Raw genomic sequence first — 15,044 nt, 5'->3', positions numbered from 1 at the left:
ACAGGGCGCCGGGCATAATAGCCCCCTCATTCCTTTTCATAAATGCCTTTTACGATGACCAAATACCATGTTTATGGCCTGGGTGCTGCCCTGGTTGATACCGAAATTGAAGTCACAGACCAGGATTTGCAAAAGCTACAGGTCGACAAGGGATTGATGACACTGGTGGACGAACAGCGTCATCATGAACTGCTTGAACACCTCTCGGATCACCTCACCGCCTCCAAAAGGGCCAGCGGTGGCTCTGCTGCCAACACCATCATTGCGGTCAGCAGCTTCGGGGGCAAAGCCTTCTATTCCTGCAAGGTGGCCGATGATGAACATGGCCGCTTTTACCTCGATGACCTGGCGGATGCGGGCGTAGACTACCACCATAATGGCAAACTCGCCGACGGTATTACCGGCAAGTGCCTGGTATTGATCACACCGGATGCGGAACGTTCCATGAACACCTACCTCGGTGTCAGCGAAACCGTATCTGAACAGGAGTTACACCCGGAGGCCATTGCCAATTCTGAATATCTCTATCTGGAAGGGTACCTGGTCACCTCGGACAGTGGGCGTCAGGCTGCCATACGCGCCAGAGAGATTGCTGAACAACATGGCGTGAAAACCTCTCTGAGCCTTTCCGACCCGGGCATGGTCACCTATTTCAAGGACGGACTGCAGCAGATGATCGGACGGCGTGTCGACCTACTGTTCTGCAATCAGGCAGAAGCGCTGGGCTGGACCGGTTGTGATGATATAGACAGTGCCGCCAGGCAATTACTTGAGATCAGCAACAGTTTCGCCGTAACGCTAGGTGCCGAAGGCGCACTGGTTTGTGATGGCAATGAGTTCTACCGCATCCCGCCCCATGCCGTTACCGCTGTTGACACCAATGGTGCCGGCGACATGTTTGCCGGTGCCTTTCTTTATGGCATCACCCACGGTCTGGATTACCCCATGGCGGGGCAACTAGCCAGCCTCGCTTCGGCCAACATTGTCAGCCAGTTTGGGCCAAGATTGGATCTGAATGCTTACCCGGAAATACTGAGCGCCTTCGAGAGCACGCTGCCTACCAGTCATTAACCCAGATTATCGAGGGGCATGGGGCGGGCAATCAGGAAGCCCTGCGCATAATCGACGCCGATCTCCTGAAGCATGGAGAGCTGGCTGCTGTTCTCGACACATTCGGCAATGGTGGAAATACCCATGATATGTCCGAGGTGATTAATGGTGCTGACCATGGAGTAATCAACTTCATTCAACTCCATATTGCGGATAAAGCTGCCATCAATTTTCAGGTAATCGACGGGCAACTCCTTGAGGTAGCCGAGGGATGACAGGCCGCTGCCAAAGTCGTCCAGGGAAAAATAACAGCCGAGATCTTTGAGCGCGTTAATGAAGTCCATAGCGCGATCAAAATGGCGTATTGCCGCAGTTTCCGTCACCTCAAACTGCAGTCGTTGGGGACTGACCCCCGTGGACTTAAACTTGTTGATGATAAAGTCCTTCAACCCTTCGTCACTGATAGTGTTACCCGAGAGGTTGACGGCAAACCGCTGTTCTTTGTTCGGATGATACTGCAGGTGGTCAAAGATACGGTTCAGGACCCAGCGGTCAATATCCTCGATCAATCCGTAGTGCTCCGCCACTGGAATAAATTTACCGGGCGGGACAATCTCGCCCTGGCGATCCACCATTCTCACCAACACTTCATAATGCCGCACCTTGCTGGCCCGGCTTTCGGTCACAGGCACAATGGGCTGGCAATAGAGAACAAAGCGGTCCTCCTCCAGCGCATCGGTAATAATTGGAATCCACTCCGCAACACTTTGGCGCTGGGCCACCTCAACACTGCGGTAATTGAAGTGAATGCGGTTGCGCCCCGACTCCTTGGCCGTGGCGCAGGAGGTCCCCGCCGCCACCAGCACATCAATTTCAGAAGTGGTACTGCGGTCAATCACCTTAGCGCCAATACTGGCGCCGACTTTCAGGCGCCGCTCTCCCCAAGGAAAACTGAATTCCTTGATCTGCCACAGCAACTGCTCTGCCACCTCACGGCTTTCCTCCACCGTGCGCTGGTTGAGCAGCAAGGCAAACTCGTCATTGCCAATGCGGGCAACCACATCCCTTGGCTCCGCCTGCTTCTCAAGCATGCGTGCAAACTGGCAGAGCAACTCGTCACCGGCATTGTGACCACAGGTATCATTGATGACCGAGAAGTTATACAAGTCGATGTATAGCAGCGTATGGGTATGCTCAGCCGAATGCGCATCGTCAATGGATTTTAGAATCTCATTTTCCAGAAGCCGGCGGTTCGCCAACTGAGTCAACGGATCATGGGTGGCCTGCCAGGTGAGTCGTGTGGAAACACGACGCGCCTCACTGATGGAGCGAAACACCAGCACGGTGCCGGAAATATCATTGAGCCGATTACGCAGAGGTGTCGCCGTCGCCACAATCTGCAGAGGTTCCTGGCCGGGCACTTTTAATAATGTGTTTTCCGGAACCGAAACCGCCTTTCCCCTTGCCAGCGCACTCAGGCAGGGCGACTCCACCACTTCACCGGCCTCATTCACTAGCGGTAGCAGTTCATCCACATAACGGTTGGGCTGTGGATCATGAAAACCCAACAGCTCCATACCGATCGGGTTTAGGTGCTCTACAAGGCCATGACGATCTGTCAATAAAATACCGTCCACCACCTGCGAAAAAACAGTGCTGATCAGCTTGCGCTGGTGAAATAACGCCTCCAGGTTTGCCGAGTCTAGCGTGACATCTCGAAACAGCACCACCCAGCCTTCTCGCTTGGCTGCCGACTGAAAGCATGTGGCACTCAGGGTTATACTTTCACCGCTGGCAGTGGCACCCTCCAGGACAAAAACATCCTCAGCATCATCAGAGCCTTCCAGGGCCTGCCTGATATCACTACTATCTGTATCCAGCCCGGGCAACAGCACCCTCAGCGGACGATTCTGAAGTTGTTCCAGACTAAAACCAAACAGTGACTGCAGGGCATCATTGGCATCAAGAATCAGGCTCTGATTGTCCACCACCAACATGGGCGTGCGCGATGTTTCCATGTAGGCTGGGCAACGTTCAGCCTCCAATTGCGGAGAAGCCCTGTCGTGCTGAACCGGAGCTGAGGCCACACTGTTAAACGGCGCTTCATCAATCTGCACCAAGCAGCAGTCACCAATGTCAGGAATAGCCACTGCGGTGAACTGAATACGGTGCAGTGGCATCTGACGGGGCCCCCCCGACATCAACACTTCCACACTGTCCAGGTGACCCGGGTCACGCTGCTGATCCCACCTGGTATCCCTACCCTGAAATAGAGCATCATCAACAGCGATTGCAAAGGCAGTACCAACCAGGCTGGGGAAAAGGCCATCAAATGCCCGGTCTGCCACATCCATTGCCGGCATCCCGGTCCAGTCGGCGAGCCACTGGTTCCAAAAGCGGATCCGCAAGCGTGAATCCAATAGCATGATGCCTAGTTCCTGGTGCTCCAGAACGGCCAGAAGCAAGTCATAGTCAGCCGCCGGCACCAGCTTTACGCTGGAGGGAATATCTGTGTTCATCGTCTGAGCCACCGCTTGTTCCCCCTATTTGGCATTCCTGTTGCCACCTTTCAACCATGCTAGCCCTGGGCTAGCAATTCCCTCAGGTCAATAATGGCCGCATTGGCACGACTGATGTAAGAGGCCATCACTAGCGAGTGATTGGCCAGCAGCCCTAACCCACCGCCGTTCAGTATGACCGGAAATACCGCCTGCTGTGTACCCTCCAGCTCCCGGATAATCTGTTGCAAGCTGACCCGCGCATTTTTCTTACGCAGAATCTCATCAAAATCGATTTCGATGGCCTTTAACAGCTGGATGAGCGCCCAGGTACTACCTCGAGCCTCATAGAATACATCGTCCAGTTCCAACCAAGGCGTTTTTACCACCAGCTCACCCGGCGTATTGGTGGACTGCTGACTCGCGGCCTCACCCGCCAGGTCAGTATTGATACGCCGCTGCCCGACACTGGCGCTCAAACGCTGAGACAAGCTACCCAACCGAGTTTCCACTGTGCCCAGCCAATACCGCAAGTTATCCGCCCGGGCGTAGAATTGTGCATCGTACTGGGCTCTGTCACTAAGGCGCTTCAGATAGCTTTCCAGGTACTGCATGCCCTCCCGGTATTCGGATTCCGTGGCAGGCACAATCCAGCTATTGTGGTCAAAATTGAATCTGGATTCCGCCAATGCGAGATCTCCATCTTCGGTGGACTGGGATAAAGAGCGGCTAAACGCCTCGCGCAGGGCCTTGTTAAAATCCCGCACCTGAATCACCACACCGTATTCCCAATTGGGAATGTTATCCATCAGCATTCCCGGTGGCGCAATATCATTACTGAGATAACCGCCACGCTTTGTAAGCAGAGTATCCACAATACCGATCAGTGTCGCGGTGGAAACACCACCCACGACTTGCGCTGTGGCACGGGACTGAGCATTTTCCGCAACGTCAAACAACGCCGGTTCTTTATCCCAATACCAGCATAGGATCAGAATGGTCAGCAAATAAACCAACACCACCGTCACGCTCGCACGCACCCAGAGGGGGTTATGGGGACCGGTGTAATCATCTACCAGTGCATCACCCACATCCGACACCTTGCGTGACCATTTTTTTGCCCAACGAGGCATTTTCATCGACTATCGCCCTCACTCAGCACGCTGCGAACAGGTGCCTTGATCTCCACTTCCGAACAACCTTCAAACAACAAACGGATACTGTATTCATCGCCATCTTTGAGTCCATCCTGAACACCGAACAACATCAGGTGGTAGCCCCCGGGTGCCAGTCGCACCAGCTCACCCGAAGGAATCAGCAGCGATGGCACTGGCCGCATGGACATGGTGCCACCGTGGTGACTGTGGGCATGCACCTCGGCACTTCCCGCCAGCGGTGAGGACGCCCCCACCAGCTTGCAGTCACTATCAAGCCCATTATCCAGCGTCATAAATGCAGCCGTCACCGTCTGGCCCGGAGGCAAACCGCGAATGTAGGCATCACGGACCACAAACTCTCCGGCAATCACCGGCACCGCAAGTATTGCCAAAACTGCGACCAACAACCTTTTATACATAGAACATGCTCTTCCCGAATACCTGAGAGACTATAACATTGCCACTGGGAGCGGAAAATGATTCTCGCGCCAACCGGCTGCCCTCCGTACAATACTGAACCAACCGTGCATCATTAACTCAAAACCCATCACTTTTGTATTTACGAGCAGCACCCATGCGCAATCGTCTTGCCGGCAATCTTCTGACCCTATTGTTCCTCTTTTGTCTGTCGGCAACGGCTGACACGCTATTCGAGCAATCAAACGGCAATGACCCCCTCTCAAGCCCGGCAGCGACCTTTCTGCCGGTAGAAGAAGCCTACCAGTTGTCTGCCCGCCACGAGCATCAACAGCTCATCCTGGATTGGCAGATTGCTCCAGGCTATTACCTTTACCAACATCGCTTCAAAATTCTAGATACAGATCACAAACCCATCACTCAATCGCCGACTTTCCTCCCTGGAAAGACGATTTATGACGATTATTACGAAAAAGAGCTAACGGTTTACTATTCCAACACCCAGCTGACAGTGCCGACACCTTCTGCACCCACCTCACTAATCATTGAGTCCCAGGGCTGTGCCGATGCCGGACTCTGTTACCCGCCACGCAGCCAAAAGCTCGATTTCAACCCTGACAATCACAGTTACACAGTATCGGAGGCCAGCGCCCTTTCACCAGCATCTCTAAACCCGACACAGCCCCAGCCTGGCAAACCGAACCTGATACTCATGCTGGTTTTTGCCCTGCTGGGAGGCATGATCCTCAACCTGATGCCCTGCGTTTTCCCCATTCTCTCCATCAAGGCGCTGAGCCTGGCAAAAGCGCACCTCGGCCCCCATAACAAACACCTGCACGGAGCAGCGTATACGGCGGGTATTGTGCTCAGCTTTATGGCCATTGCGGCACTACTGATTTCACTGCGCCGGGCGGGCGAGGCTGTAGGCTGGGGATTTCAGCTACAGTCTCCCGTCTTCGTTGGATTGCTGGTATACCTGTTTGTCTTGATGGGAATGAGCTTTTCCGGATTGATTTCATTCGGCTCTCGCCTGATGAACGTTGGCCAGACAACCACACAAGGCCACAGCCTCACAGCCACCTTTATGACCGGACTACTTGCTACTGTTGTGGCCAGCCCCTGTACGGCTCCGTTTATGGGGACCGCGCTGGGTTTCGCCCTGGCCCAACCCAGCTGGGTTGCCATGACCATATTCTGTGCCCTGGGATTTGGCATGGCACTACCTCTGCTTGCGCTTTCCTGGTGGCCGGGCCTGACCAAGCGCCTGCCTCGCCCCGGACCATGGATGGATCATTTCAAAAGTTTTCTCGCCTTTCCGCTGTATTTAAGTGCCGTCTGGCTTCTCTGGGTACTGGGAAGACAGGTGGGCAGCGACCCGGTAGCTGCGATCATAGCTGGTGTGGTGATGCTTTTATTTGCTTTTTGGCTACTGGGCATACGCAAGACAGCATTGACCCGAACTCTTGCCGTATTGAGTCTGCTCATCGCTATTCTTCTGCCCTGGCAGGCTCACCAAAACGGCGATTCCAACGACCAACCCTGGGAGCCCTATACCGAAGCGCGCCTGCAGGAACTGCTTTCCCAGGGTGATGCCGTGTTTGTTAACCTTACTGCCGACTGGTGTATCACCTGCCTTGCCAATGAAAAAATTGCGCTGAGTTCTCCCAGCTTGTTCGATGCCTTTCGTGAACAGCAGGTCACCTACCTCAAGGGAGACTGGACCAATTACAACCCGGAAATCACGCAACTGCTCAATCGACACCACCGCTCGGGGGTCCCGTTGTACCTCTTTTACCCTGCAGGCCAGAAAGATCCCGTCATCCTCCCCCAACTGCTGACAAAAAATACCGTTTTATTGGCTATTTCTCGGAAGATAGACAAATAAACCATCAATTTTTTGAATTTTGCACCAACTTCTCTGATTTTGTCGGCATTCTCAGGGAAAAGGGCCGCAACATCCCGCCTCAGCGCATCCCCACGTTAAAAACGACGCCTCAAGAGCGAAAATTTCTGCGAAAACTACGGGAAAAAGTCGCTAAAATCTGCAAAAAATAAAAAATTGGACAGTTTTGCCATTTTGAGGCAGACTTCTCATCAACCCCCTGATCCTGCGGGATCGCGACATAACCCAACACACTGCTAGTGGGGACATCATGGCAACCATACTGGTACTCAACGGCCCCAACCTGAATCTGCTCGGTACTCGCGAGCCCGGCCTGTACGGCAGTGAAACCCTGGAAGACATCAACCAGTCACTCACTGACCTTTGCCTGCAACAGGGGCATCACCTGCTGTCACTGCAAAGCAATGCCGAGTATGAGCTGGTGGATCGCATCCACGACGCAAAAAAAGAAGGGGTCAACTTCATTATTTTTAACCCGGCGGCCTTTACCCACACCAGTATTGCCCTGCGCGATGCCTTGCTAGCCGTGGAAATCCCTTTTATTGAGGTGCACCTGTCAAACGTGCATGCCAGAGAAGACTTTCGCAGCCGTTCGTACTTTTCCGACATTGCACAAGGCGTGATCTGCGGCCTCGGCAGCATCGGTTATCAGCTTGCCCTGCGGGCTGCACTACAACAACTTGAAACACAATCCTGATCAGACCATTTGGAGCAACCACAGATGGATATCCGCAAAATCAAAAAACTGATTGAGTTACTCGAAGAATCCAACATCGGCGAAATCGAGATTAAGGAAGGCGAAGAGTCCGTTCGCATCAGCCGCAATGGCCCCGCTGCCGCCACACCTTTTGTGATGCCAGCACCCATGGCGGCACCCGTTGCCCCTGCTGCCGCGGCACCAGCTCCGGCTGACGCCGAAGCTCCTGTCGAACAGGAAGGCCACGCCATCAAATCGCCCATGGTAGGCACCTTCTACCGCTCGCCCACACCAGGCGCCAAGGCATTTATCGAAGTAGGGCATCAGGTAAAAGCCGGAGACGTCCTCTGTATTGTCGAGGCGATGAAAATGATGAACCAGATTGAGGCCGACAAGTCTGGCACCATTGGCGCCATTCTCGTGGAAGACGGTGAACCAGTGGAATTCGATCAACCCATGATCATGATCATCTAAACTGCGGCCCGGAGGATTATCAGCAATGCTGGAAAAAGTGCTCATTGCCAACCGCGGTGAAATTGCGCTGCGGATTTTAAGAGCCTGCAAAGAACTCGGCATTACCACTGTCGCCGCGCATTCAACGGCCGACGCCAACCTGAAACATGTATTGCTCGCAGATGAAACCGTCTGCATCGGGCCCAACTCCTCTGCGCAAAGCTATCTGAACGTACCAGCCATTATCAGCGCCATGGAAATAACCAATGCCCAGGCGGTTCATCCCGGGTACGGCTTTCTGGCAGAAAATGCCGACTTTGCCGAACAGGTGGAAAAAAGCGGCTTTATTTTTATTGGCCCCACTGCGGATGTAATTCGCATGATGGGCGACAAGGTAGCCGCCATCGAAGCCATGCGTACCGCCGGCGTTCCCACGGTACCGGGCTCAAATGGCCCGCTGAATGACGATGAAGATCGCAGTAAAGCCTTGGGCCGTGAAGTGGGCTACCCGGTGATCATCAAGGCTGCCGCAGGTGGTGGTGGTCGAGGTATGCGAGTGGTACGAGAGGAAGATGAGCTGCTAAAAGCCATTCAAATCACTCGCTCGGAAGCCAAAGCAGCATTTGGTGACGACACGGTTTACATGGAGAAATACCTGGAAAACCCACGTCACGTGGAAGTACAGGTTCTTGCGGACGGCCAGGGAAATGCCATCCATCTTGGCGACCGGGACTGCTCATTACAACGCCGCCACCAGAAAGTTCTGGAAGAAGCTCCCGCCCCCAACATCCCTGACGAGGCCAGACAAGCAGTCTTCACGGCCTGCGTCAACGCGTGCATCGAAATCGGTTACAGGGGTGCCGGAACCTTCGAATTTCTTTACGAGGACGGCAACTACTTTTTTATTGAGATGAATACCCGGGTTCAGGTTGAGCACCCGGTCTCAGAGATGATTACCGGTGTCGATATTGTCAAACAACAGTTGCTGATCGCCAGTGGCGAAAAACTCAGCCTCAGCCAGGACGACATCATCTTCCGGGGTCACGCCTTTGAGTGCCGCATCAATGCCGAAGATCCGAAAACGTTTATGCCAAGTCCCGGCAAAATTACCGCCTACCACCCCCCGGGAGGTAACGGTGTCCGCGTCGACTCTCACATTTATGCAGGCTACACAGTACCCCCTTACTATGACTCTCTGGTAGGGAAAATCATCACCTACGGCCAGACACGGGATGCCGCTATGTCACGCATGGCAAATGCCCTGGACGAGCTGCATATTGAAGGCATCAAGACCAACATTTCTTTACAGCGCGAACTGGTCAGTGACCCTGAATTTCGCAAGGGCGGTGTGAATATCCACTACCTGGAGAAGAAATTGGGTCTGTAACAAGCACTGATTAACACGACAAAGCCCCGCCATTACGGGGCTTTTTCTTTTGGAGAACCCATGCCCTGGTTGCAACTGCGCATCGACAGCAATCGCCAATCTGCCGAACACATAGAAGATGCCCTGCTTGACGCAGGCGCAGCATCCGTCACCTTCGAGGACAATGCCGACGAACCCATTCTTGAGCCCGCGCTCGGCGAAACGCCACTCTGGCAACAAACCCGGATCACCGGATTATTTGATGCCGGCGTTGATACAGCCGCCGTCATCTCCTTTCTCGAAGAACAGTTAGATCTTCCGGAGCTAGCTTATCGCTGGTCCCCCCTGGAAGACCGCGACTGGGAAAGGGAGTGGATGAAACACTACCAGCCCATTCAATGCGGCTCGCACCTGTGGATTTGCCCAAGCTGGATTGCGCCACCAAACCCCGGCGCTGTAAATCTGCTGCTTGATCCGGGGCTGGCCTTTGGCACAGGCACCCACCCAACCACCTTTCTGTGCCTACAGTGGCTCGACAGCCTTGATCTAAAAGGAAAGAGCGTCACCGATTACGGCTGTGGCTCGGGGATTCTTGCCATCGCCTCATTGCTACTGGGCGCCTCATCTGCAACCTGTGTCGATATCGACCCTCAGGCGCTGAGCGCGACCCTCGACAACACTGAGCGCAATCACCTTGAACCCGGAAAAGTGGCTGTATTCTTACCCGAGCAGGCTCCACAACAGCCCACCGATGTCGTCATCGCCAATATTCTCGCAGGCCCCCTGGTTGAGCTAGCTCCCAAGCTCGCAGAACGCACCAACCCGGGTGGCAGACTCTGCCTGTCAGGCCTGATAGAACAGCAGGCTGAAGAAGTGATGGCCAGCTATGCCGACTGGTTTGACTTCGACCCACCCGCACAACAGGAACAATGGGTCCGACTTACGGCTGTCAAGCGCTGAGCCATGTCGATAGAATAGGCTGACATTTTCCGGACAACCTGCCGTCGATGAATGAAATAATCACTCGCTGTCCGGGCTGCTCGGTTTCCTTCCGCGCCATGCCAGCCCAACTGCAAGCCGCCAATGGCCTGGTTCGCTGCGGCGCCTGTTTACTGGTCTTTAATGCCAGAGAAAACCTGGTTGAAAACCCGTTATTCGGCCTACCCGACACGCCCGAATCCCAAACTGAAACCGACGATAACGCAGACGACTTCCTTATCCACGATGATATGGATGCCGACCTGCTCTCAGGCGATCCCGCCGATGGAATGCCGGAGCCAGAACCAACCCCCGCTTCGGCCTGGGAAGAAGAAACAGTCACAGGGGTAGACCTGACCGCCGGGATTGACCTAACTACGCCAGAACCCGAGGAGTATCCAACCTCAACTGCGGCCCCCTATACAGCGCCACCGGTAGCACAAGACAGCAGCCTACTTAATCTGGAAATCATCGACATCAGCCTGCCCGAAGCCGAAGCCGAAGCCGAAGCCGAAGCCGAAGCCGAAGCCGAAGCCGAAGCCGAAGCCGAAGCCGAAGCCGAAGCCGAAGCCGAAGCCGAAGCCGAAGCCGAAGCCGAAGCCGAAGCCGAAGCCGAAGCCGAAGCCGAAGCCGAAGCCGAAGCCGAAGCCGAAGCCGAAGCCGAAGCCGAAGCCGAAGCCGAAGCCGAAGCCGAAGCCGAAGCCGAAGCCGAAGCCGAAGCCGAAGCCGAAGCCGAAGCCGAAGCCGAAGCCGAAGCCGAAGCCGAAGCCGAAGCCGAAGCCGAAGCCGAAGCCGAAGCCGAAGCCGAAGCCGAAGCCGAAGCCGAAGCCGAAGCCGAAGCCGAAGCCGAAGCCGAAGCCGAAGCCGAAGCCGAAGCCGAAGCCGAAGCCGAAGCCGAAGCCGAAGCCGAAGCCGAAGCCGAAGCCGAAGCCGAAGCCGAAGCCGAAGTCAGTGTGGCGTTACCTGAAGGCTTTGACGCAACCCTTGCTACAGATATTCCGGTGGCACAAACCCGGCATCATCCCTTTCCCTGGCAATGGAGCATCCTTTCCCTATTTGCCGCGCTTTGTATTGTTGCCCAATATGGTTTTTTCTATGCAGATGTCCTGGGCAAAAACCCAGACTATCGGCCCTGGGTTTTGCGCTACTGTGAACTCACCGGCTGCACGGTCCCGGTCATCCGCGACATTGACAAGATCCGCAGTGAATCTTTACTGGTCTACAGCAAACCCGAGATACCCGGCGCACTCTCCGTGGACGCCGTCATTATCAACCATGCCGACTTTGCCCAACCCTTTCCGGACCTTCTGCTTCGCTTTGAGGATCTGCAGGGAGAAGCCGTGGCTCAGAGGCATCTGAAGCCTGCCGACTACCTCTCCGGCGAAATGTCCGGTGTCAGAATGATGCCCCCGAACCAACCGGTCCGATTGGGACTAACACTGGTCGACCCGGGAGAGCAGGCCGTCAGTTACTCATTATTCATCCAGGAATAGCCTTTATTCCTTATCTCAAGTGCGGGTATTATAGCCACCCCCCTTTTTTGACATCGTTTAAAGGCAACTCAACTTGGTTACCATTGGCAATCACGTTCTGGCATCGCGCACCATTCTGGCCCCCATGGCCGGCGTGACTGACCGGCCATTTCGCCAACTGTGTAAGCGACTGGGTGCCGGTATGACCGTATCGGAAATGGTCACTTCTGACACCAGCCTCTGGCATACCCGAAAAAGTCAGCAGCGCCTTCCCCACGAAGATGAGCCAACACCGAAGTCCGTGCAGATCGCAGGTAGCATCCCCGAGATGATGGCGGAAGCCGCCCGGCAAAACCTCCTACTTGGCGCCGAGATCATCGACATCAACATGGGTTGTCCGGCAAAAAAAGTCTGCAAACGCGCAGCAGGATCGGCGCTATTAAAGGATGAAGTCCTGGTGGAAGACATCCTCTGTGCCGTGGTCAATGCGGTTCCGGTCCCGGTCACACTGAAGATTCGCACGGGCTGGGACACTGAATCCCGCAATGCCGTGCAAATCGCCAGAATCGCAGAAAACTCCGGCATCCAGGCAATTGCCGTTCACGGTCGCACACGCGCCTGTCGCTTCAAAGGGGATGCGGAATACGACACCATTGCCGAAGTGGTGGCCTCTGTCGATATTCCCGTGTTTGCCAATGGCGATATCCGCTCTCCCGAGCAAGCCAGACTAGTGCTAGAGCACACCGGTGCTGACGCCGTCATGATCGGCCGGGGCGCCCAGGGAAACCCCTGGCTGTTCCGCGAAATTAACCACTACCTGGTAACCGGAACACTGCTGGCGGCTCCCACCACCGAGGAACGGATCTCTGTCATCAGTGAACATCTGCAAGCCATACATGAACATTATGGCGACTATCTTGGCACACGCATTGCCCGCAAACACATAGGCTGGTACGTTGACAGCCTGCCGAGCGGTGAGACATTTCGGAAGTACTTCAATCTGCTGGACACGCCCAGCCAACAACAACAAAGTTTGAAACTCTTTTTGACGAGACAAGAAGAATGGGATACAGCCGCATGAGCGCCATTGACACCTTTACTATCCAGGCGGAAATGAACACCGAATCTCTGGATAACGGCCATCAACACGAATCTCTACACCAGTGCGTTGCTAACGCCCTGGAACAGTACTTTCTGCATCTGGATGGACAACCCACCAACGACCTTTACCAACTGGTGCTGAGCGAAGTAGAAGTACCACTACTGGAAGCCGTGCTGGCCTACACCCGTAACAACCAGAGCAAGGCTGCGGAAATGCTTGGGCTTAACCGCGGCACCCTCAGAAAAAAACTCAAACAATACAACCTGCTGTAAGACATAGAGGACGAGATGAGCGACCTGCGTAAAGTTTCCCGCGCCCTGATCAGCGTTTCCGATAAAACTGGAATTGCCGATTTTGCACGAGCCCTGGCTGACCAGGGGGTAGAACTGCTTTCCACCGGCGGCACTTTCCGCCTGTTGAGCGAGAGCGGTATCCCTGTTCGCGAAGTCTCCGACTACACCGGATTTCCGGAAATGATGGACGGCCGCGTCAAAACGCTGCACCCCAAGGTACACGGAGGCATTCTTGGCCGTCGCGGCACTGACGACGCGGTGATGAATGAACACGGCATCCTGCCCATCGACATGGTGGTGGTAAATCTGTACCCCTTTGCCAGCACAGTAGCAGACCCCAACTGCAACCTGCCCACCGCCATCGAAAATATTGATATCGGTGGCCCCACCATGGTTCGCTCCGCAGCGAAAAACCACAAAGATGTCGCCATCGTGGTCAACGCCAGCGACTACAGTGCGGTACTCGACGAAATTCAGGGCAATAACGGGCAGCTCAGTTATGACACCCGCTACGGCCTGATGGTAAAAGCCTTCGAGCACACCGCAGCCTATGACGGCATGATTGCCAACCACTTTGGCGCAAGAAATACGGCCAACGAGAAGCGCGACTTCCCCGACACCTTTAATACGCAATTCCTGAAAACCCAGGAAATGCGCTACGGTGAAAACCCACACCAAAAGGCGGCCTTCTACGTCGAAGCCAACCCGGCGGATACCGGTGTTGCCACTGCCCGTCAGTTGCAGGGTAAAGAACTGTCCTACAACAATATCGCCGACACCGATGCAGCACTGGAATGCGTCAAGCAGTTTGATGCCCCGGCCTGCGTCATTGTCAAACACGCCAATCCCTGCGGCGTCGCTGTTGCAGTAGATATCAGCACAGCCTACGACCTGGCGTTTGCCACTGACCCGGAATCTGCCTTTGGCGGCATCATTGCCTTTAACCGCGAGCTGGACGCTGCCACGGCTGAAGCCATCTGCGAACGCCAGTTCGTGGAAGTCATCATCGCGCCAAGCGTTTCTGCAGCGGCGGTAGAAGCTGTCAGCAGCAAGAAAAATGTTCGCCTACTGGAGTGCGGCCAGTGGGGCGACCGTCGTCCTCAAGATTTTGATTTCAAACGTGTCAACGGCGGCCTGCTGGTACAGGATCGCGATAACGGCATGGTGACGGCATCCGACCTGAAGGTGGTTACAGAACGCAAACCCACAGACGAGGAATTGACCGATCTGCTGTTTGCCTGGAAAGTGGCAAAAATGGTCAAGTCCAACGCCATTGTTTACGCCAAAAACAACCAGACTATCGGTGTCGGTGCTGGCCAGATGAGTCGCGTTAACTCAGCCCGAATCGCCGCCATCAAGGCAGAGCATGCGGGCCTTGAAGTGAAAGGTGCAGTGATGGCTTCCGATGCCTTCTTCCCGTTCCGGGACGGCATCGACAATGCTGCCAAGGTGGGGATCAGCTGTGTGATCCAGCCTGGGGGCTCCATTCGCGATGACGAAGTGATTGCCGCAGCCGACGAACATGGCATGGCCATGGTCTTCACCGGCATGCGACACTTCCGTCACTAATAGCGCCCCAAACATAATTTCAGGGCTTTGATTTTGCGGCGATTGTGCCTTGCCGGTACAATCGCCGCTTTCATTTCAGGCAAGAGAAT

General features: G+C 54.8%; 13 protein-coding genes. 10 read left to right on the top strand and 3 right to left on the bottom strand.

Annotation, left to right across the window (positions count from 1 at the left end):
• The first annotated feature begins 54 nt into the window (after nt 1-54).
• Nucleotides 55-1,071: an adenosine kinase gene (locus tag Q8A57_RS08040; protein ID WP_305170504.1), complete on the top strand. Its 1,017-nt coding sequence runs from the start codon at nt 55-57 to the stop codon at nt 1,069-1,071.
• Here Q8A57_RS08040 and Q8A57_RS08035 read toward each other — a convergent pair.
• The 3 genes from Q8A57_RS08035 to Q8A57_RS08025 are packed head-to-tail and all read right to left on the bottom strand — an operon-like array spanning nt 1,068 to nt 5,124.
• Nucleotides 1,068-3,569 carry a putative bifunctional diguanylate cyclase/phosphodiesterase gene (locus tag Q8A57_RS08035; RefSeq protein WP_305170503.1) on the bottom strand — a complete coding sequence of 834 codons (2,502 nt, stop codon included), beginning with the start codon at nt 3,567-3,569 and terminating at the stop codon, nt 1,068-1,070. The genes Q8A57_RS08040 and Q8A57_RS08035 overlap by 4 nt on opposite strands.
• A 59-nt stretch (nt 3,570-3,628) precedes the next feature.
• The gene (locus Q8A57_RS08030) at nt 3,629-4,681 is read right to left on the bottom strand and encodes a DUF2333 family protein (RefSeq protein ID WP_439651657.1); all 1,053 of its coding nucleotides are present in this window, start codon (nt 4,679-4,681) and stop codon (nt 3,629-3,631) included.
• Nucleotides 4,682-4,683: 2 nt separating this feature from the next.
• A complete protein-coding gene (locus Q8A57_RS08025) occupies nt 4,684-5,124 on the bottom strand; it encodes a copper chaperone PCu(A)C (RefSeq protein ID WP_305170501.1) in 441 nt (146 codons plus the stop codon).
• A gap of 155 nt (nt 5,125-5,279) precedes the next feature.
• Between Q8A57_RS08025 and Q8A57_RS08020 the strand changes: the two genes are divergently transcribed.
• The 9 genes from Q8A57_RS08020 to purH all read left to right on the top strand — a co-directional run bounded on the left by Q8A57_RS08020 (nt 5,280) and on the right by purH (nt 14,955).
• Nucleotides 5,280-7,007 (top strand): protein-disulfide reductase DsbD family protein, encoded by a 1,728-nt coding sequence (locus Q8A57_RS08020; RefSeq protein WP_305170500.1) that lies wholly within the window; start codon nt 5,280-5,282, stop codon nt 7,005-7,007.
• 268 nt (nt 7,008-7,275) lie between these two features.
• Nucleotides 7,276-7,722, top strand: a complete 447-nt coding sequence (aroQ, locus tag Q8A57_RS08015; protein WP_305170499.1) for a type II 3-dehydroquinate dehydratase — start codon at nt 7,276-7,278, stop codon at nt 7,720-7,722.
• A 24-nt stretch (nt 7,723-7,746) separates the two neighbouring features.
• Complete coding sequence (gene accB / locus Q8A57_RS08010; RefSeq protein WP_305170498.1) at nt 7,747-8,196, top strand: acetyl-CoA carboxylase biotin carboxyl carrier protein; 450 nt, start codon at nt 7,747-7,749, stop codon at nt 8,194-8,196.
• 25 nt (nt 8,197-8,221) lie between these two features.
• Nucleotides 8,222-9,562 carry an acetyl-CoA carboxylase biotin carboxylase subunit gene (accC, locus tag Q8A57_RS08005; RefSeq protein ID WP_305170497.1) on the top strand — a complete coding sequence of 447 codons (1,341 nt, stop codon included), beginning with the start codon at nt 8,222-8,224 and terminating at the stop codon, nt 9,560-9,562.
• Nucleotides 9,563-9,622: 60 nt separating this feature from the next.
• Nucleotides 9,623-10,501 carry a 50S ribosomal protein L11 methyltransferase gene (gene prmA / locus Q8A57_RS08000; protein WP_305170496.1) on the top strand — a complete coding sequence of 293 codons (879 nt, stop codon included), beginning with the start codon at nt 9,623-9,625 and terminating at the stop codon, nt 10,499-10,501.
• 47 nt (nt 10,502-10,548) lie between these two features.
• Nucleotides 10,549-12,012 carry a zinc-ribbon and DUF3426 domain-containing protein gene (locus Q8A57_RS07995; protein ID WP_305170494.1) on the top strand — a complete coding sequence of 488 codons (1,464 nt, stop codon included), beginning with the start codon at nt 10,549-10,551 and terminating at the stop codon, nt 12,010-12,012.
• A gap of 73 nt (nt 12,013-12,085) precedes the next feature.
• Entirely contained in the window at nt 12,086-13,072 is a 987-nt protein-coding gene (gene dusB, locus Q8A57_RS07990; RefSeq protein ID WP_305170493.1) for a tRNA dihydrouridine synthase DusB, read from the top strand.
• A 32-nt stretch (nt 13,073-13,104) separates the two neighbouring features.
• Nucleotides 13,105-13,365 carry a DNA-binding transcriptional regulator Fis gene (fis, locus tag Q8A57_RS07985; protein ID WP_305170554.1) on the top strand — a complete coding sequence of 87 codons (261 nt, stop codon included), beginning with the start codon at nt 13,105-13,107 and terminating at the stop codon, nt 13,363-13,365.
• Between the two features lie 15 nt (nt 13,366-13,380).
• Nucleotides 13,381-14,955, top strand: a complete 1,575-nt coding sequence (gene purH / locus Q8A57_RS07980; RefSeq protein ID WP_305170492.1) for a bifunctional phosphoribosylaminoimidazolecarboxamide formyltransferase/IMP cyclohydrolase — start codon at nt 13,381-13,383, stop codon at nt 14,953-14,955.
• The last annotated feature ends 89 nt before the right edge of the window (nt 14,956-15,044 follow it).

This window comes from Porticoccus litoralis, assembly GCF_030676955.1.
GTDB classification, from domain to species: Bacteria; Pseudomonadota; Gammaproteobacteria; order Pseudomonadales; family Porticoccaceae; genus Porticoccus; species Porticoccus litoralis.
The sequence above is the reverse complement of the archived record's forward strand: the minus strand, read 5'-3'. Positions and strand labels throughout refer to the sequence as shown.